This window comes from Streptomyces pilosus (genome assembly GCF_014649835.1).
Lineage (GTDB): Bacteria > Actinomycetota > Actinomycetes > Streptomycetales > Streptomycetaceae > Streptomyces > Streptomyces pilosus.
Window position 1 is genome coordinate 246,102 of record NZ_BMTU01000003.1, and the last position, 17,854, is coordinate 263,955.

The following is a 17,854-nucleotide window of genomic DNA, read 5'->3' on the forward strand; positions in this document are numbered from 1 at the left end:
AGATGGGTACACGCGGCCGGACTCGCACGGAGTTCGCACAGCGCGCGGAGGCCTGAAACCGGAGGGGTCGCGCCGTTAGTCTGGTGGCGTACGGCGCGGGTCTGATGCCGTGGTACGACGGAAGGGACGGCATGTACAGCTGGATCTGGCGGCATCTGCCGGGCAATGGATGGGTGCGGGCTCTCCTCTCACTGGTGCTGATCACCGCCGTGGTCTACGTCCTCTTCCAGTACGTCTTTCCGTGGGCCGAGCCGCTGCTGCCCTTCAACGATGTGACGGTGGACAACCAGTGAGCGCGCGCATTCTCGTCGTCGACAACTACGACAGCTTCGTCTTCAACCTGGTCCAGTACCTGTACCAGCTGGGCGCCGAGTGCGAGGTCCTGCGCAACGACGAGGTGTCGACGCAGCACGCGCAGGACGGGTTCGACGGGGTGCTGCTGTCCCCGGGGCCCGGCACTCCCGAGGAGGCCGGGGTCTGCGTCGACATGGTGCGGCACTGCGCGTCGACCGGCGTGCCGGTCTTCGGTGTCTGCCTCGGCATGCAGTCGATGCAGGTGGCGTACGGCGGCGTGGTGGACCGCGCCCCCGAGCTGCTGCACGGCAAGACCTCGCCGGTGACGCACGAGGGCAGGGGCGTCTTCGCCGGTCTGCCGTCGCCGTTCACGGCCACCCGCTACCACTCGCTGGCCGCCGAGCCGGCCACGGTCCCCGCGGAGCTGGAGGTCACGGCCCGGACGGCGGACGGCATCGTGATGGGCCTGAGGCACCGTGAACTAGCGGTCGAAGGCGTGCAGTTCCACCCCGAGTCGGTGCTGACCGAGCACGGCCACCGGATGCTGGCCAACTGGCTGACGGAATGCGGGGACGAGGGCGCGGTGGCGAGGTCGGCGGGGCTCGCCCCGGTGGTGGGCAGGTCCACGGCGTGACCGCGCTGCGCCCCGAGCGCGAGTCCGGCGCCTACGGCGTCGGCGACCAGGGCACCTCGTACGGCGGGCAGCCGTACGGGGCGCCGGGCGCGTACGGGGACGGCTGGTACGACCACACGGCCGCGCAGGCCGCGCAGGGTGCCTCCCACGGGACGGCGCCTCCCGGCCCGCACCACGCCGCGCACGACGCCTCCTACGGGACGGCGCCTCCGGGCCCGCACGGCGCCTCCTACGGCACGGCGGCTCCCCGCCCACAGGGCGGTGCCGCCGACAGCACGGCGTATCTGCCGCCGGTGGACGAGGAGACGGTCGCGCTGCGCATCCCCGCCCCGCCGGAGCGCGGGGAGCGTGCGGAAGCCGCACCGGTGCCGACGGGGGGCCGGGCGGCACGGAGGAAGGCCGCCAGAAAGCGTCACGGGCGCCGTGGAGGCCCGCACGAGGCCACGGGGAGCCCGGGGGCCGCAGACGCCGGAGAAGGGCTCTCAGCGGATTCCGGCGGTGCTTCCCGGGCGCCGCTGTCCCGGATGGAGGCGCGCAGGCAGGCGCGAGCGCGCAAGGCGAGCCCCGCGGTCCTCGCGAGCCGGGCCATCGGCGAGGTGTTCATCACCTGCGGGGTGCTGATGCTGCTGTTCGTCACCTACCAGCTGTGGTGGACCAACGTGCGGGCGCAGGCACAGGCGGGCCAGGAGGCCAGCGACCTCCAGAATGAGTGGGAGAGCGGCGAGCGCAAGCCGGGGGCGTTCGAGCCGGGGCAGGGCTTCGCGCTGCTGCACATCCCCAAGCTGGACGTGGTGGTGCCGATCGCGGAGGGCATCAACAGCAAGAAGGTGCTCGACCGGGGCATGGTGGGCCACTACGCGGAGGGTGCCCTCAAGACGGCGATGCCGGACGCGAAGACCGGCAACTTCGGGCTGGCCGGGCACCGCAACACGCACGGGGAGCCGTTCCGGTACATCAACCGGCTGGAGCCGGGCGACCCGATCGTCGTGGAGACACAGGGCGAGTACTTCGTCTACAAGATGGCGTCCATGCTGCCGGTGACGCCGCCGAGCAACGTGAGCGTCCTCGACCCCGTCCCGAAGGGATCGGGCTTCACCGGACCGGGCCGCTACATCACGCTGACCACGTGCACTCCGGAGTTCACCAGCAAGTACCGCTTGATCGTCTGGGGCAAGATGGTCGAGGAACGGCCGCGCAGCAAGGGCAAGCCGGATGCGCTCGTCAGTTAAGGGCAGTGGAAACGTGGCAGCGACCGCCGACGACACCGAACAGCACACCGATCCCGCGTCCGCGACGCCGCGGGCGCACCGGCCCCGCCGCATGGGGCCGGTGGCGATGGTCGTCAGCTTCTTCGGTGAACTCCTCATCACCGCGGGCCTGGTGCTCGGCCTCTTCGTCGCCTACTCGCTGTGGTGGACGAACGTCGTCGCGGACCGCGAGGCGGGCCAGCAGGCGGACAAGGTCCGTGACGCCTGGGCCGGGGGGCCGGGGAACGGCGGGGAAGGCGGCGGACCCGCCTCCTACGACAGCAAGAACGGCATCGGCTTCCTCCATGTGCCCGCCATGACCGGTGACGAGATCCTCGTCGAGAAGGGCACCTCGATGAAGGTCCTCAACGACGGTGTCGCCGGCTACTACACGGACCCCGTGAAGGCGACCCTGCCGACCTCGGGCAAGAAGGGCAACTTCTCCCTCGCGGCCCACCGCGACGGTCACGGCGCGAAGTTCCACGGCATCCACAAGATCCGGGAGGGCGACCCGATCGTCTTCGAGACGAAGGACAAGTGGTACGTCTACAAGACGTACGCGATCCTTCCCGAGACCTCGAAGTACAACGTCGACGTCCTCGGGAAGATCCCGGAGGAGTCCGGCAGGAAGAAGGCCGGCCACTACATCACGCTGACGACCTGCACGCCGGTCTACACGAGCAAGTACCGCTACATCGTCTGGGGCGAACTGGTCCGCACGGAGAAGGTGGACGAGAACCGCACCCCGCCGGCCGAACTGCGCTGACACACCGCGGGACCACCCGCGAAGCCGGGAGCCCCGGCCCCCCTCCGCCGAGGAGGGGGGCCGGGGCTCCCGTCGTCCGCCGTGCCGCGGGGGTCCCGCGGGCCGGTGGACCTAGTCGCCGCCGTCGAGGCCGCCGAAGAAGCCGCCGCCACCGCCGTTGTTGCCGCCCTGCTGCTCGACGGTGATCAGGTCGACCTTCGAGCCCTTGTCGACCGGGTTGCCCTGGCCCGGGTTGGACGCGACGACGCGGGAGTTGGGGTCCTGCGCGGGCCCGACGTTGCCGACCGCGAGCCCGGCCTCCTGGAGCATCCGCTGGGCGTCCCCGAGGGTCTGGCCGTTGACGTTCGGCACGGCGACCTTCTCGTTCTGCTTCGCCTTGCCGATGACGATCGTCACCTGCGAGTTCTTGTCGACCTGGGTGTTCGCCGACGGGGTGGTGCGCAGCACCTTGCCGGCCTGGTTCGGGTCGTCGACCTCTTCCTCGGTGCAGTTGCCGACGAGGTCGTTCGCCGCCATCTGCGCCTTGGCGGCGTCACAGCTCTGGTTGGTGACGTCCGGGACGGTCGACTTGGCCTGCTCCTTGGCGACGGTGAGGGTGATGGTGGTGCCCTTCTCCACCTCGGCACCGAGCCCCGGGTCCTGCTTGAGGACGGTGCCGGGCTCCTGGGCGTCCACCTTCTCCTTGACCTCGACGACGAACTCGTACTTCTCGCCCTCGAGTTCGGCCCTGGCGTCGTCGACGTTGTCACCGACGACGCTCGGCACCGCCACCTTCGGCGCCCCGGTGGAGACCACCAGGGTGACGGTGGACTCCTTGTCGACCTTGGTGCCGGCCGCCGGGTTCTGCGAGCAGATCTTGCCCTTGGCCTGCTTCTCGCAGGGCTTCTCCTCGAAGCCGAGTGTCAGGTCGGCGTTGTCGGCGAGCTGCTGGGCGCTCTCCTTCGTCTCGCCGACGAAGCTGGGGGCCGCGACGGTGTCGTTGCCCACACCACCGCTGCCGCTGATGGCCCAGCGGCCGATCAGGATGGCGCCGATGAGGACCAGGACACCCGCCACGACCAGCAATATCGTCGAGGTGTTGTTCTTCTTCGGCTGGCGGCGCCGGCCCTGGCGGTCGTCGTAGCCGAAGCCGCCGTCGTCCGGGTTCATGGGGGGCAGCATCGAGGTCGCCGCCCCGGCGCCGGCGTCCTGGCGCAGTGCCGTCGTCGGCTGGTCGTCGGGGTAGCCGCCGTAGCCGACCGCACCGAGCGCCGCGGTCGCCGCGACGGGCTGCCCGTCGAGGCAGGCCTCGATGTCGGCGCGCATCTCGTCGGCCGACTGGTAGCGGTAGTCGGGGTCCTTGACCAGCGCCTTCAGCACGATCGCGTCCATCTCGGGCGTGATCTCGGGGTCGAAGACGCTCGGCGGCTGCGGTTCCTCCCGGACGTGCTGGTAGGCGACCGCGACCGGGGAGTCGCCCACGAACGGCGGGCGGACGGTCAGCAGTTCGTACAGCAGACAGCCGGTGGAGTACAGGTCGGAACGGGCGTCGACCTGCTCGCCCTTGGCCTGCTCCGGCGAGAGGTACTGCGCGGTGCCAATGACGGCCGCGGTCTGCGTCATCGTCATGCCGGAGTCGCCCATCGCGCGGGCGATGCCGAAGTCCATGACCTTGACCTGGCCGTTGCGCGTCAGCATGACGTTGGCGGGCTTGATGTCGCGGTGGACGATGCCGGCCCGGTGCGAGTACTCCAGCGCCTGGAGGATGCCGATGGTCATCTCCAGCGTCCGCTCCGGCAGCAGCTTGCGGCCGCTGTGCAGGAGTTCACGGAGCGTGGAGCCGTCGACGTACTCCATGACGATGTACGGGATGGACACCCCGTCGATGTAGTCCTCGCCCGTGTCGTAGACCGCGACGATCGCGGGATGGTTGAGCGAGGCGGCCGACTGGGCCTCCCGGCGGAACCGGGCCTGGAAGGACGGGTCACGTGCGAGGTCCGCGCGCAGCGTCTTCACCGCCACCTGGCGCCCGAGCCTGGTGTCATGCGCGTGGTAAACCTCCGCCATGCCACCACGGCCGAGCACCGGGCCCAGCTCGTACCGGCCGCCGAGGCGACGCGGCTCTTCCATAGCTACCTACCAGCCCTCTCCGTCGGTCCCGACCGGCACGAATGTGCGGTCGGAGGCTGCGTTCCGGGCCTACCGTACCCGGCTCTTTTTCTGTGACCTGGCCAAGTGCGTCAAGCCGATACAGGACCGGTACCGCAACGTGCGCCGATGCGCGGCGGACGTGACCGGGGTCACTGCTTGCCCTTGACGACCGCCTCCATCACGCTCTTGGCGATCGGGGCCGCGAGACCGCCGCCGGAGATGTCACCGCGCACCGCGTTCTCGTCCTCGATGACGACCGCCACGGCCACGGGCGAGCTGCCGTCGCTGTTCTTGGCGTAGGAGATGAACCAGGCGTAGGGGTTCTTGCTGTTGTTCTCGCCGTGCTGGGCCGTGCCCGTCTTGCCGCCGACCGTGACGCCGGAGATCTGTGCGTTCTTGCCGGTGCCGTCGTTGACGACCGTCTCCATCATCGACTGGAGGATCTGGGCGTTCTTCGCCGACATCGGCTCGCTCAGCTTCTCCGGCTCCGTCTTCTCGACGGTGTCCAGGCTGGGCGCCTGGAGTTCGTCGACCATGTACGGCTTCATCAGGGTGCCGTTGTTGGCGACGGCGGCGGAGACCATGGCCATCTGCAGCGGCGTCGCCGCGGTGTTGAACTGGCCGATGGAGGAGAGCGCCACCTGCGAGGGCTCCATGTTCTCGGAGAACACGGAGGCGCTGGAGCGGACCGGGGTGAACTGTTCCTCGGTGAACCCGAACTTCTTGGCCGTCTCCAGCATCTTGTCGTTGCCGAGGTCGGTGCCGGCCTTGCCGAAGACGGTGTTGCAGGACACCCGCAGCGCCTCGCGCAGGGTGGCGTCCTTGCAGGGCAGGTCGCCGTCGTTCTTCAGCTCGGTCCTGGTGCCCTTCATGACGTACGGCAGCGGGGTGTCGGTCTTCTGGTCCGCGTCCTCGACCAGTCCGTGCTCCAGCGCGGCGGCCGCGGTGACGACCTTGAAGGTCGAGCCGGGCGGGTACACCTCGCGCAGCGCCCGGTTGAGCATCGGGTCGTTCGGGTTGTTCTTCTTCTGGAGCTTGTCCCACGCCTTGGCGTCCGTCTTGAGGCTGTTGCCGGCGATCGTCGACGGGTCGTACGACGGGAAGGAGGCCAGGGCGAGGATCTTGCCGGTGGACGGTTCCAGGGCGACGACGGAGCCCTTGCCGCCCCGCTTCTTCAGGCCCTCGTAGGCGGCCTTCTGCGCGGCGGCGTTGAGGGTGGTGACCACGTTGCCGCCCTCCTTCTTCTTGCCCGTCAGCATGTCGAGCGTGTTGCGGAAGAAGAGGCGGTCGTCGTTGCCGGTGAGGATGCCGTCCTCGATGGCCTCCAACTGGTTGGCGCCGAAGGCCTGGGAGACGTAACCGGTGACCGGCGCCCACATGGCGCCGTCCTTGTAGGTCCGCTTGTAGGCGAAGTCGCCGTCGGTGGCCTTGTGCCCGGTGATGGGTTCGCCGTCGACGATGATGTCGCCGCGCGGCGAGGCGTACCGCTCGATCGCCACGCGGCGGTTCTTCTCGTCGGTCCTCAGCTTGTCGGCCTGGGCGTACTGGATCCAGTTGTTGCGGACGAGCAGGGCGAGCATGAGCAGGCCGCAGAAGATCGCGACCCGGCGCAGGGGCTTGTTCACGGGCGGACCACCTGGGTCATCTCGGCGTCGGGGTTGGCGGCGGGGGCGGGCGCCGGGCGGCGGGCGGTGTCGCTGATCCGGAGCAGGATGCCGATCAGCGCCCAGTTGGCGATGACGGACGAACCGCCGTACGCCAGGAAGGGCATCGTCATACCGGTCAGCGGGATGAGGCCCATGACACCGCCGGCGACGACGAAGACCTGGAGCGCGAAGGCACCGGACAGGCCGATGGCGAGCAGCTTGCCGAACGGGTCACGGGCGGCGAGGGCGGTGCGCACGCCGCGCTCCACGATCAGCGCGTAGAGCAGGATCAGCGCCATGACGCCGGCCAGGCCGATCTCCTCGCCGAAGGTGGCGAGGATGAAGTCGGAGTTGGAGGCGAAACCGATGAGGTCGGAGTTGCCCTGGCCCCAGCCGGTGCCCAGGGTGCCGCCGGAGCCGAAGGCCCACAGGGCCTGCATGGCCTGCTCGGAGTGGACGATGCCGTCGCTGACCCCGGCCCGGCTGAGCTCGAACTCGCGCATCGGGTCGAGCCAGGCCTGCACACGCGTCTGGATGTGCGGCTCGAAGCTCGCCACGCCGACGGCGCCGACCGCTGACATCAGCAGACCGAACACGATCCAGCTGGTCCGCTCGGTGGCGACGTACAGCATGATCACGAACATGCCGAAGAACAGCAGCGAGGTACCGAGGTCGGTCTCGAAGACGAGGATCAGGATGGAGATGATCCAGACGACGATGATCGGGCCGAGGTCACGGCCTCGGGGCAGGTAGAGCCCCATGAAGCGGCGGCTGGCGAGCGCCAGGGCGTCGCGTTTGACCATGAGGTAGCCCGCGAAGAACACCGCGAGGACGATCTTGGCGAACTCGCCCGGCTGGAGGGTGCCGAGACCGGGGATCTTGATCCAGATCCTGGCGCCGAACACGTTGTGGCCGAGTCCCGGGACCAGCGGCAGGAGCAGCAGTACCAGCGCGCCGGCCATCGAGATGTAGGTGTAGCGCTGCAGGACGCGGTGGTCCTTGAGGAAGAACAGCACGGCCACGAACAAGGCCACGCCGAGCGCCGAGTACATCAGCTGCCGCGGTGCCGCCTCGACGAACGTCCGGCTCGCCTGGAGGCGCTCGGAGTGGTCCAGGCGCCAGATGGCGACCAGGCCGATGCCGTTCAGCAGCGTCGCGATCGGCAGCAGCAGCGGGTCCGCGTACGGGGCGAACTTCCGGACGGCGAGATGGCCGACGCCCGCCATCAGGCCGAGGCCGAGGCCGTAGCTCAGCAGCCCGGCCGGCACCTCGTCGTTGAGGGCGAGCCCCACGTTGGCGTAGGCGAAGACCGGGATGACGACGGCGAAGATCAGCAGCGCCAGCTCGGTGTTGCGGCGGCTGGGTGCGCCGATCGCGCCGATCGTGGACGTGTGCTGCGTCGACGGGTTCGTAGTACTGCTCATCGTGTGACAGGGCCTCTCACGGCTTGCCTACTGCTTACCGCACAGCGAGACGACCTTCTGCTCTTCCTCCGAGAGGCTGGGGCCGGGGCTGGAAGTGGGTGCGGTCGTGGACGGGGGCGTGGACTGCTCCGGGGCCTTGGCCGATCCCGAGGGGGTCGGCGTCGGCGAAGCCTTGGACGTGAAGGAGACGGGCGTGGTTCCCGTGGTGCCTCCGGCCTCGCCCTCGCCGGTCTTCGCGCTCTTCTCGCTCGCGGCGGCCCGCCGTTCGGCCTGCTTGCGGCACGCGGAGGCCTGTACCGACAGTTCCTCGATCTTCTTGCGCGCGCCGTAGAGGTCGCCTTCGGCGATGGTCGCCTCGACCAGCTTCCGCTGGTAGGGCGGCAGGTACTTGAGTTCGATGTCGGGGTGGTCCTTCTCGACCTTCGAGAGCGAGACCCAGGCCAGGTCCTGGCTGATGCCCCGGTAGAGCGCGACGTGCTCGCCCTTGGTGCCGACGTAGTACTGCGTCTGGGTCCAGCGCCAGCCGCCGTACAGGCCGCCGCCGAGGACGGCGAGCGCGAGCAGCCCGTACACGGACCTCTTGAGCCACCTGCGGTTCTTGGCGGGCTTGACGAAGTCGTCGTCGCCGTAGTCGAAGCCGTCGGTGGGGATGAAGCCGGTGACGTCGCCGCTGCCGGGCGGGCCGAACTCGCCGCCGCCCTGGGAGCGCCGGCGGCCGAGTCCGGAGGCACGGCCGGCGGGCGTCTGCATGATGCCGTTGTCGTGGAGCTGGTTCTGGTTCTCGGCGACGGCTCCGACCACGACCGGTGTGTCGGACAGCTGCCCGGCGAGGGTGTCACCGGTGTCCAGGTCCAGGACGTCGGCGACGATCACGGTGATGTTGTCGGGACCGCCGCCGCGCAGCGCCAGCTCGATCAGGTTCTGGACGGTGTCCTCGGGGCCCTGGTAGCCGGCCAGGGTGTCCTCGAGGGTCTGGTGGGAGACCACACCGGACAGGCCGTCGGAGCAGATCAGGTACCGGTCGCCGGCCCGCACCTCGCGGATGGACAGGTCGGGTTCGACGTGTTCGCCGCTGCCGAGGGCCCGCATGAGCAGGGACCGCTGCGGGTGGGTGGTGGCCTCCTCCTCGGTGATGCGGCCCTCGTCGACCAGCCGCTGCACCCAGGTGTGGTCCTGGGTGATCTGGGTGAGGACGCCGTCGCGCAGGAGGTAGGCGCGGGAGTCGCCGACGTGCACCATGCCGAGGCGCTGACCGGTCCACAGCAGGGCGGTCAGGGTGGTGCCCATGCCCTCGAGCTGGGGGTCCTCCTCGACCATCATGCGCAGCTGGTCGTTGGCCCGCTGGACGGCGGTGCCGAGGGAGGTGAGCAGGTCGGAGCCGGGGACGTCGTCGTCGAGCGCGACGATGGTGGAGATCGCCTCGGAGGAGGCGACCTCGCCGGCCGCGGCGCCGCCCATGCCGTCGGCGATGGCGAGCAGGCGGGGACCGGCGTAACCGGAGTCCTCGTTGCCCTCCCGGATCATGCCCTTGTGCGATCCGGCGGCGAAGCGCAGGGACAGACTCATGCGCACCTCGCCCGTCGGCTCCGGGTACAGCCGGTCGTGTCGAGCCACACTGCCCACCCTCCGGTCGGGAGCGCGCCGGGGCCCTGGGTCGAGGCCCCCACTGCGTGCTCGCTCCGCTCGCGCTCATTCATTGGTGTAGCACTACTTCCGCAGCTCGATGACGGTCTTGCCGATGCGGATCGGCGCGCCCAGCGAGATCGGTGTGGGAGTCGTCAGCCGGGTCCGGTCCAGGTAGGTGCCATTGGTGGAGCCCAGGTCCTCGACGATCCACTGGCCGTCGCGGTCCGGGTAGATCCTGGCATGGCGGCTGGAGGCGTAGTCGTCGTCCAGCACGATCGTGCTGTCGTGCGCCCGGCCCAGGCTGATGGTCTGCCCCTGGAGGGCGACGGTGGTGCCGGTGAGGGTGCCCTCGGTCACGACCAGCTTGGTGGGTGTGTTACGGCCGCGGCGTCCGCCGCCGGACTGCTGGCGCTGCTGCGGCGGTGCCTGGCGGGAGGCCTGCGGGGCCCGGCCGGCGTCCCGCCGTGATCCGCGCTGCGTGACGCGGGTCCCGAACAGGTCGCTCCGGATGACCTGCACGGCCACGATCACGAACAGCCACAGTACGGCCAGGAACCCCAGCCGCATGACCGTGAGGGTCAGCTCTGACATTGCCCCCGCTTCACCCTTCGGCTTGCCTATAGATAACGGTGGTGCTGCCCACGACGATCCGCGAGCCGTCGCGGAGCGTAGCGCGGGTGGTGTGCTGTCCGTCCACCACGATGCCGTTGGTGGATCCGAGATCCTGGATCGTCGAGGGCGTTCCGGTCCGGATCTCACAGTGCCGGCGGGAGACGCCGGGGTCGTCGATCCGCACGTCGGCCTCGGTGGAGCGGCCCATCACGAGGGTGGCGCGGGAGATCTGGTGGCGGGTGCCGTTGATCTCGATCCAGTAGCGGGTGCGTCCGCCGGGGGCAGGGGCGGCGGGAGGCCGCTGGCCGCCCGCGGGCTGCGGGTAGCCGTAACCGCCGGGCCTGCCGCCCGGGGGCGGCGCGGCCGGCATGGGCGGAGGGCTCCCGGGCGTGGCCGGCGGGTAGCCGTAGCCACCGGGACGGCCGGCCGGCGGGGCGCCGGGGCCCGCGGCCGCGGGGCCGCCCGCTCCGGCGGCCTGGCTGGCGGAGGAGGCGAGCGTACGGCTGCGCACCCGGTACAGGCCGGTGTCGAGGTCGTCCGCCTTCTCCAGGTGCACCTTGATGGGACCCATGAAGGTGTAGCGCTGCTGCTTGGCGTAGTCGCGCACCATGCCGGCGAGCTCGTCGCCGAGCTGGCCCGAGTACGGGCTGAGGCGCTCGAAGTCGGGGGTGCTCAGCTCGACGATGAAGTCGTTGGGTACGACGGTGCGGTCGCGGTTCCAGATGGTGGCGTTGTTGTCGCACTCCCGCTGGAGCGCTCCCGCGATCTCCACGGGCTGCACCTCGGACTTGAACACCTTGGCGAAGGTGCCGTTGACCAGACCTTCGAGACGCTGCTCGAACTTCTTCAGGACTCCCATGGGGCACCTCCTCCGTCGCTGCCGTCCTGTGTACTGCCCCGTGCACTCTTTCGTGCACCGCTTACCTGGTACTGCTTACTGATCGTATCCACGCGTCGCCCGATCGGCTGGTTCCCCCCGTCCGCCCGGCCGACGGGTGTCGACGCCTGACGAAGTTCCCTGCGGGACTCCCTTTCGAACTCCTCCGGCCGTGCGCGTGCGCCTAGTTCTGCCATGGATCGTAGAGGGGGCCGCAGACCAGTGTCCCGCACCTGGCTGTGGACTCCGTCCGGCTCCGGGGGAGACGGGGTCCACCGGTACGAGGTTGATACGTGAAGCAATCGCCGTTGTTGCACGGCGGGCGCCCGTGCGGCGCGGGAGGGGCGACCCGTGCGGGGACCGCCGCGGGAGGTTCGCGGGAGGCCGGTCCGGGGGCGGGGAAAGGGATGTGAATCCACCCCGATCAGCGTGCTAATGTTCTGGGTGTCGGAAGGCGCAAGGCCCCCAGGGGCAAGGGCTCGAGGACACACCCAATGCGCGGGTGGCGGAATAGGCAGACGCGCTGGATTCAGGTTCCAGTGCCCGCAAGGGCGTGGGGGTTCAACTCCCCCCTCGCGCACAACCTGTGAAACGGGTCCCTCCAGGTGACGGAAGTCGCCGGAGGGGCCCGTTTCTCGTTTCGCTCTCCCTGTGAGGCATCCCACACGACCTGGCCCGTGCCGTCCGCAGCGGATCGATGCGTGAGCTATCTCACTGTGCCGTCCACCGCCGGTACCAGGGTGCCGCGCGGGTGAAGGCGGTCGCGAAGTCCTCGCCCGGCGGGCAGTCCAGGTCCTTCCAGAAGCCGTCGTCCGCGAACCAGTGGTCCACGGTCAGCAGGTCCAGGTGGTGCAGCGCGCGGGGCGATCCGGCCGCTCGCGCGCGGGCGGTGGCCACGTCCACCCCGGCCCCGCCGCCGGGCCGTTCCACCAGCTCGCAGACCGCCGCGAGCAGCTCGGAGGCGGGTACGGGGTCCGGGTGACCGACGTAACGGGCGCCGGGCCCGTGGTGCGGGGACAGGGCCGCGGCGACGACCGCGCGGCCCAGGGTGCCGACGTCGATCATCGAGTGGACGGCCGTGCAGCCGGTGACCGTCGCGGACAGCTCCCGCCCCAGGCCCACCAGTCCGGGGACCACCCAGCGGTCGCCCTCGCCGTGCACCAGGTGCGGGCGCAGCACGAGGCCGCCCGCGTCGAGGACGTGCGCCTCCGCCGCCGCGCGGGTGCGGCTGGTGGCGGAGACGGGCGCGACCGGGGCCTCCCCGGGCCGTACGCCGCGGAAGGGGCCCCGGCCGTGGACGGCGGCGGTGCTCACGTACACGATGCGGCCCACCCCGGCCCGTACGGCCTCCTCCACCAGGGCCTTCGTGCCGAGGTCGTTGACCGTCGCGACGGACCGCGGGTCGCCTCCCACCCGGGAGGCGCAGTGGATCAGGACGTCGACGCCGGCGCACGCCCCGCGCAGGGTGCGGGGGTCGGCGAGGTCGCCGGCCACGGTCCCGGCGTCCCCGCGTCCGTCCCGCGCGCGGCGGGAGAGCGACAGCACGCGGAGACCGGGGCGCGTGCGGGCCGCCGCGGCGACCCGGCTGCCGATGAAGCCCGTCGCACCGGTGATCAGGAGGTCCGTGGTCACGGCAGCGACCGTACCGGGGCGGTGGGCGAGCAGGTGAGGGTGGCGGCGAAGACCGGCTCGTCGTCCTGCCGTCCCGACACCCGCACCGTCACCCCGTCCTCGCCCTTGTCGAGCACCTCGGTGTCGAGCCGGCAAGGGCTGTCCAGCTCGGCGTAGCGGCTGAAACGGACGCAGAGTTCGGACGGCAGGAAGGGCAGCCGGCCGGAGGCTGCGGCCGCGGCCTGGCGGGCGGCCTCGAACAGGACCATGCCGGGCACGTGGTCGTTGGGGCGGGGGAAGAGCACCGGGTGCCGCCCGTCGACCCGCAGCAGCCAGCTGCCGGGCCGGTCGGCCGGGGCGAGGACGACGTCCCGCGCGCGGTGCCGGCCCACCAGTGCGGGCGGAACCGGGGCGGGCGGAACCGGGGCGGGCAGCGGTATTCGCGCGCCGTCCACGACGGCGGAGCGGGAGCCGCGCAGACGGCGGTAGGCGGCCGGGGAGAGACAGCCCGTGCTCCCGGTGCCGCGGGCGACGAGCAGCCCCGCGCGGCGGAACTCCATGGTGGTGCGCATGCCGTTCAGGCCGCGGCCCCGGCGGCGCACCTCGGAGCAGACCACGTCGACGGTGACCGGTTCGGCGGCGTCGGCCAGCAGGAGGGCGGCGGGGTCGGTGGAGACCTCCAGGTCGTGCATGACGAAGTGGGTGTCCGCGGGGGCGCCGAACTCGGCGTGCGCCAGGGCCATCGACGTCTGGCGCAACGTCTCACCGACGATCATCGGATCCTGGTGGCGGCTGTCGACGGGACCGAAGAAGCTGTGGGCGGCGGGCCAGTGCGCGGTGACGCGGAAGCGGTCCTCCGCGAGTCGCACCCAGGCGGCCGGGAAGACGTCCTCGGCGCGGGGCCGGTGGGCGAGTTCCGGTGTGACGAGGGTGCGGGCGGCGGCCGGACCGGCGCCGTTTGCGGGCGAGGCCCGCTGTCCGGTCTGATCCTCCCTGGGCGCGCTCGAGGAATCCGGCTGCGGCATGGGAACCCCCGGGATCGGCAGTCTGGCTCCGGTCGATTCGCACTAAGATACGGACGAGACGGTTTTTTTCCAAGGGTGATCCACATCGCCGGATCCGAGCCCGCGCGCCCCTCGCACCGTGCGACCGACCGCACGGTGGTGCCCGCGCCGGCCCCGCGGCGGCTGCACGGTGCGACCCAGGAGATCCACGAGGATCCACGCAGATCAGGAGGCACCCGATGGCGCGACAGGAGCGCGCGATCCGCACCCGGCGGACGATTCTGGAGGCGGCGGCCGCCGTCTTCGACGAACGCGGCTACACCTCGGCGACCATCGGGGAGATCCTGGAGCGGGCCGGGGTGACCAAGGGGGCCCTGTACTTCCACTTCGGCTCCAAGGAGGAGCTGGCGCTCGGCGTGTTCGAGGAGCAGCTGGCGATCTCCCTGCCGCCCCAGTCGAGCAAGCTCCAGGAACTGGTCGACTCCGGCCTGGTGCTGGCCACGCGGCTGCGCACCGAACCGCTGGTGCGGGCGAGTGTCGGACTGGCCCTGGACCAGGGCGCGCTGGGACTGGACCGCACTCCGGCGTTCGGCATGTGGATCGACCAGACCACCCGGACCCTGGCCGAGGCGAAGACGGGCGGCGAACTGCTGCCGCACGTGGAGGCGACGGAGACGGCGGAGCTGCTCGTCGCCAGCTTCTCGGGGGTGCAGCTGCTGTCGCAGGTGCGCTGCCAGCGGCAGGACCTGGAACACCGGGTCGTCGTGCTGTTCCACCACCTGCTGCCGGGCATCGCCGTTCCCGCGGTGCTGGCCCGGCTGGACATCTCGGAGGACCGCGCCGCACGGCTGCTCGCCGAGGTACGGCCGCTGCCGGTGGCGGGGGACGTGGTGGAGGCGGGATAGGCGCGGGCGGGTTTCCGCAGGGGGCGGTCGTCCACAGGGCGGGAGTCCGCGGGGGGCCGGTCGTCCACAGGGCGGGCCTCCGCCGGGGTCGGTCGTCCACAGGGCGGGTCTCCGCCGGGGCCGGTCGTCCACAGGCTGGGAGTCGTCCACAGGGGCCTGACGCTTTTCGGCCACCGGTTGTACGGTCGGCACGATCGATGTCGACGCGTGTGCCCAGCACACAGGTGTACGGGGGAGGCGATTGCGGTGAGCGAGTTCGTCACCGGGACGGACGGGGCCGAGGGCGCGGCCGGGGACGCGGACCGGGGGCGGCGCCTGCCACGGGTGCCCGGGTTCGCCGAGTGGCCGGCCGCGGGCTCGCCCAAGCGGGAGGGCAAGGCCCTGCGCGCGGAGGTCCCGCGCGGTGCGCACGCGACCCTCGACCCGGATCCCGCCCGCCCCGACGCGGTCGGCGCCGTCGAGGAGTCCAGCCGCGGCAGGCTGCCCGAGCTGGCCCCGCTCCGGGTGGGCAGGATGGCGGCGACCCCGTTCGCCTTCCTGCGCGGATCGGCCAGCCTGATGGCGTACGACCTGGCCCGCACCCCCGTGACCGGGATCGGCGCCCAGATCTGCGGTGACGCCCACGCGGCGAACTTCGGTCTCTACGGGGACGCGCGCGGCCGCCTGGTCATCGACCTGAACGACTTCGACGAGACCGTCCACGGCCCCTGGGAGTGGGACCTCAAGCGGCTCGCCACCTCCCTGGTGCTCGCCGGGCGGGAAGCCGGGGCGGACGAGGACACCTGCCGCGCGGCCGCCCACGACGCCGCGGGCGCCTACCGGCGCACCATGCGGCTGCTGTCCAGGCTGCCCGCGCTGGACGCCTGGAACGCCATCGCGGACGAGGAACTCGTCTCCCACGCCGACGCCCACGACCTGCTCGGCACCCTGGAGCGGGTCTCCGAGAAGGCCCGCGCGAACACCAGCGGCCGCTTCGCCGCCAAGTCCACCGAGGAGGGCGCGGACGGCGGGCGCCGCTTCGTCGACGCGCCGCCGGTGCTGCGCCGCATACCGGACGCGGAGGCCGCCCGGGTGGCCGCCTCCCTGGAGGAGTACCTCGGCACGCTCCCGCCGGACCGCCACCCGCTGCTCGCCCGGCACGCCGTGCACGACGTGGCGTTCCGCGTCGTCGGCACCGGCAGCGTCGGAACCCGCTCCTATGTCGTGCTGCTCCTCGACCACCGGGGCGAGCCGCTGGTCCTCCAGGTGAAGGAGGCCCGCCCCTCGGCGCTCGTCCCGCACCTGCCGACGGCCGGCTTCGGCACGCCCGAGGCGGGGCACGAGGGCCGGCGGGTGGTCGACGGCCAGAAGCGGATGCAGGTGGTCAGCGACAGCCTGCTCGGCTGGACCACGGTCGACGGCCGCCCCTACCAGGTGCGCCAGTTCCGCAACCGCAAGGGCAGCGTCGACCCGGCCGCCCTGGCCGCCGACCAGGTCGACGACTACGCCCGGATGACCGGGGCCCTGCTGGCCCGCGCCCACTCCCACAGCGCCGACCCCCGCCTCCTCGCCGGCTACTGCGGCAAGAACGACGAGCTGGACGAGGCGGTGGCGGCCTTCGCCGTCGCCTACGCCGACCTCACCGAGGCGGACCACACGGATCTGGTCACGGCGGTGCGGTCCGGGCGCATCGCCGCCGAGACGGGGGTATGAGCGGCGCGGCGCCCACGGGCGGCCCCCGGACGGGCGCGGGAGGCCCTCCCGGCAGGTGGTGCGCCGCTGGTGCGGGGCGTGCCGTCCGGGCCGGTGGCCTACGCTGTCCGGGTGACGACCCCGGAAGGTGAGCAGGCCGGCGGCGCCGGCGCGGAGCGGACGTCCGCCGGCGACGGCGTGGCGCGGCCCGAGGAACGGCTGGAACAGGCCGTGCGGGCGGCCGAGCAGGCGCTGATCGAGTTCGAGATCGCGGTGGAGACCTTCCGCGTCGAGGTCGAGAACTTCTCCCGGCTGCACGAACAGAAGCTCGGCCCCGTCTACGCCCGCCTCGAGGAGCTGGACGCCCGGATCCTGGAGGCGAAGGCGGCCCGCAGCGACGACCCCGAGGACCGGCGCCGGGCCGACGAGGCGCGCGCCCGGCTCCTGCCGATCCCCGGCGTCGAAGAGCTGATGAACGGCTGGATGGACGCGGACGGCTTGTTCCCCGAGGCCACCGCCATGCTCACGGACCAGCCGGTAAGGCCCCCGCAGCGGGTGCGGCCCAGCGAGGAGGCCCGCAAGCTCTACCGGGAGCTCGCCCGCAGGGCCCATCCGGACCTGGCGCAGGAGGACACGGAACGCGCCCGCCGCGAGGAGTTCATCACCCGCGTCAACGCCGCCTACGCCCGTGGCAGCGAGGCGGAACTGCGCGAGCTCGCCGAGGAGTGGGCCAGGGGACCGGAGCTGAAGCGCCTGCCGAGCGCCGGCGAGGAGCTCTACGCCCGCCTCGAATGGCTCTCCCGGCGCAAGGAACTGCTCACCCTGGTCGCCAAGGAGCTGGAGGAGAGCGCCATCGGGTCGATGCTGCGCCTCGCCCCCGAGGACCCCGACCGGCTGCTGGAGGACATCGCCGGCCGGCTGCGCGCCCAGGTGGCCGAGCGTGAGGCCGAGCTGGCGGCGCTGCTGACCTGAACCCGGCCCCGCCTGGTCGGGTAGCGTCGTGGGCATGAGTTTTGGAGCTGGTGTGCCCACGGTCCAGGTCACGGACCTCAAGGACGGCGACTTCCTGCTGGACGTCCGGGAGGACGACGAGTGGAAGGCCGGTCATGCCGAAGGGGCACTGCACATCCCCATCAGTGACTTCGTGGCCCGCTACGGCGAGCTGACCGAGGCCGCCCCGCAGGACGGCCGGGTCCATGTGATCTGCCGCTCCGGCGGGCGGTCGGCGCAGGTCACCATGTACCTGGCCCAGCAGGGCATCGACGCCGTGAACGTCCACGGCGGCATGCAGCTGTGGGAGTCCGCCGGCCGCCCCGTCGTCACCGACGACGGAGAGCCGGGGCACGTGCTGTAGCCCGGGCGGTCCACCGGTCCCCCGGTCCAGCGGTCCGCCGACCCCCCGGTCCA

16 protein-coding genes and 1 tRNA gene are annotated in these 17,854 nt (G+C 71.5%); 9 read left to right on the forward strand and 8 right to left on the reverse strand.

The features are described 5' to 3' along the window. Nucleotides 1-104: 104 nt before the first annotated feature. The 4 genes from IE118_RS09435 to IE118_RS09450 are packed head-to-tail and all read left to right on the forward strand — an operon-like array spanning nt 105 to nt 2,941. Nucleotides 105-293, forward strand: coding sequence for a hypothetical protein (locus tag IE118_RS09435; protein ID WP_030215371.1), 189 nt, complete (start codon nt 105-107; stop codon nt 291-293). After that, on the forward strand, nt 290-928 hold the full coding sequence (locus tag IE118_RS09440; protein ID WP_189557301.1) for an aminodeoxychorismate/anthranilate synthase component II: 639 nt from the start codon (nt 290-292) through the stop codon (nt 926-928). The genes IE118_RS09435 and IE118_RS09440 overlap by 4 nt, the downstream gene beginning before the upstream one ends. After that, entirely contained in the window at nt 925-2,157 is a 1,233-nt protein-coding gene (locus IE118_RS09445; protein ID WP_189557302.1) for a class E sortase, read from the forward strand. Before IE118_RS09440 ends, IE118_RS09445 begins: the two co-directional genes overlap by 4 nt. Before the next feature lie 13 nt (nt 2,158-2,170). Beyond that, a complete protein-coding gene (locus tag IE118_RS09450) occupies nt 2,171-2,941 on the forward strand; it encodes a class E sortase (RefSeq protein ID WP_229846731.1) in 771 nt (256 codons plus the stop codon). 111 nt (nt 2,942-3,052) lie between these two features. Here IE118_RS09450 and pknB read toward each other — a convergent pair whose 3' ends face one another. The 6 genes from pknB to IE118_RS09480 all read right to left on the reverse strand — a co-directional run bounded on the left by pknB (nt 3,053) and on the right by IE118_RS09480 (nt 11,238). Further along, on the reverse strand, nt 3,053-5,050 hold the full coding sequence (pknB, locus tag IE118_RS09455) for a Stk1 family PASTA domain-containing Ser/Thr kinase (RefSeq protein ID WP_189557304.1): 1,998 nt from the start codon (nt 5,048-5,050) through the stop codon (nt 3,053-3,055). Nucleotides 5,051-5,220: 170 nt separating this feature from the next. Next, nucleotides 5,221-6,696 (reverse strand): peptidoglycan D,D-transpeptidase FtsI family protein, encoded by a 1,476-nt coding sequence (locus tag IE118_RS09460; protein WP_189557305.1) that lies wholly within the window; start codon nt 6,694-6,696, stop codon nt 5,221-5,223. Next, nucleotides 6,693-8,141, reverse strand: a complete 1,449-nt coding sequence (locus IE118_RS09465) for an FtsW/RodA/SpoVE family cell cycle protein (protein ID WP_189557306.1) — start codon at nt 8,139-8,141, stop codon at nt 6,693-6,695. Before IE118_RS09465 ends, IE118_RS09460 begins: the two co-directional genes overlap by 4 nt. A 27-nt stretch (nt 8,142-8,168) precedes the next feature. Next, nucleotides 8,169-9,755 carry a Stp1/IreP family PP2C-type Ser/Thr phosphatase gene (locus IE118_RS09470; protein WP_189557307.1) on the reverse strand — a complete coding sequence of 529 codons (1,587 nt, stop codon included), beginning with the start codon at nt 9,753-9,755 and terminating at the stop codon, nt 8,169-8,171. A gap of 93 nt (nt 9,756-9,848) precedes the next feature. Next, complete coding sequence (locus tag IE118_RS09475) at nt 9,849-10,358, reverse strand: FHA domain-containing protein FhaB/FipA (protein ID WP_189557308.1); 510 nt, start codon at nt 10,356-10,358, stop codon at nt 9,849-9,851. 10 nt (nt 10,359-10,368) lie between these two features. Continuing rightward, nucleotides 10,369-11,238, reverse strand: coding sequence for an FHA domain-containing protein (locus tag IE118_RS09480; RefSeq protein ID WP_189557309.1), 870 nt, complete (start codon nt 11,236-11,238; stop codon nt 10,369-10,371). A gap of 514 nt (nt 11,239-11,752) precedes the next feature. On the opposite strand from IE118_RS09480, the gene IE118_RS09485 reads away from it, so the two are divergent. Then, nucleotides 11,753-11,836 (forward strand) — tRNA-Leu (locus tag IE118_RS09485). A 131-nt stretch (nt 11,837-11,967) separates the two neighbouring features. Here IE118_RS09485 and IE118_RS09490 read toward each other — a convergent pair. Both IE118_RS09490 and IE118_RS09495 read right to left on the reverse strand, forming a co-directional pair. Further along, the gene (locus IE118_RS09490; RefSeq protein WP_189557310.1) at nt 11,968-12,888 is read right to left on the reverse strand and encodes an NAD-dependent epimerase/dehydratase family protein; all 921 of its coding nucleotides are present in this window, start codon (nt 12,886-12,888) and stop codon (nt 11,968-11,970) included. After that, nucleotides 12,885-13,892 (reverse strand): ScbA/BarX family gamma-butyrolactone biosynthesis protein, encoded by a 1,008-nt coding sequence (locus tag IE118_RS09495; RefSeq protein ID WP_189557311.1) that lies wholly within the window; start codon nt 13,890-13,892, stop codon nt 12,885-12,887. Before IE118_RS09495 ends, IE118_RS09490 begins: the two co-directional genes overlap by 4 nt. Before the next feature lie 218 nt (nt 13,893-14,110). On the opposite strand from IE118_RS09495, the gene IE118_RS09500 reads away from it, so the two are divergent. The 4 genes from IE118_RS09500 to IE118_RS09515 all read left to right on the forward strand — a co-directional run bounded on the left by IE118_RS09500 (nt 14,111) and on the right by IE118_RS09515 (nt 17,801). Continuing rightward, the gene (locus tag IE118_RS09500) at nt 14,111-14,776 is read left to right on the forward strand and encodes a ScbR family autoregulator-binding transcription factor (RefSeq protein ID WP_189557312.1); all 666 of its coding nucleotides are present in this window, start codon (nt 14,111-14,113) and stop codon (nt 14,774-14,776) included. 246 nt (nt 14,777-15,022) lie between these two features. Further along, nucleotides 15,023-16,468, forward strand: a complete 1,446-nt coding sequence (locus IE118_RS09505; protein ID WP_189557313.1) for a DUF2252 domain-containing protein — start codon at nt 15,023-15,025, stop codon at nt 16,466-16,468. Nucleotides 16,469-16,579: 111 nt separating this feature from the next. Then, a complete protein-coding gene (locus IE118_RS09510) occupies nt 16,580-17,419 on the forward strand; it encodes a J domain-containing protein (protein ID WP_189557314.1) in 840 nt (279 codons plus the stop codon). A 52-nt stretch (nt 17,420-17,471) separates the two neighbouring features. Further along, nucleotides 17,472-17,801 (forward strand): rhodanese-like domain-containing protein, encoded by a 330-nt coding sequence (locus IE118_RS09515; protein WP_189557612.1) that lies wholly within the window; start codon nt 17,472-17,474, stop codon nt 17,799-17,801. The last annotated feature ends 53 nt before the right edge of the window (nt 17,802-17,854 follow it).

Bases quoted from the DNA above. Each gene is read 5' to 3' on its own strand.
- IE118_RS09435 (WP_030215371.1), top strand. From the start codon at position 105: ATGCCGTGGTACGACGGAAGGGACGGCATGTACAGCTGGATCTGGCGG.
- pknB (WP_189557304.1), bottom strand. From the start codon at position 5,050: ATGGAAGAGCCGCGTCGCCTCGGCGGCCGGTACGAGCTGGGCCCGGTG.
- IE118_RS09465 (WP_189557306.1), bottom strand. From the start codon at position 8,141: ATGAGCAGTACTACGAACCCGTCGACGCAGCACACGTCCACGATCGGC.
- IE118_RS09475 (WP_189557308.1), bottom strand. From the start codon at position 10,358: ATGTCAGAGCTGACCCTCACGGTCATGCGGCTGGGGTTCCTGGCCGTA.
- IE118_RS09480 (WP_189557309.1), bottom strand. From the start codon at position 11,238: ATGGGAGTCCTGAAGAAGTTCGAGCAGCGTCTCGAAGGTCTGGTCAAC.
- IE118_RS09495 (WP_189557311.1), bottom strand. From the start codon at position 13,892: ATGCCGCAGCCGGATTCCTCGAGCGCGCCCAGGGAGGATCAGACCGGA.
- IE118_RS09500 (WP_189557312.1), top strand. From the start codon at position 14,111: ATGGCGCGACAGGAGCGCGCGATCCGCACCCGGCGGACGATTCTGGAG.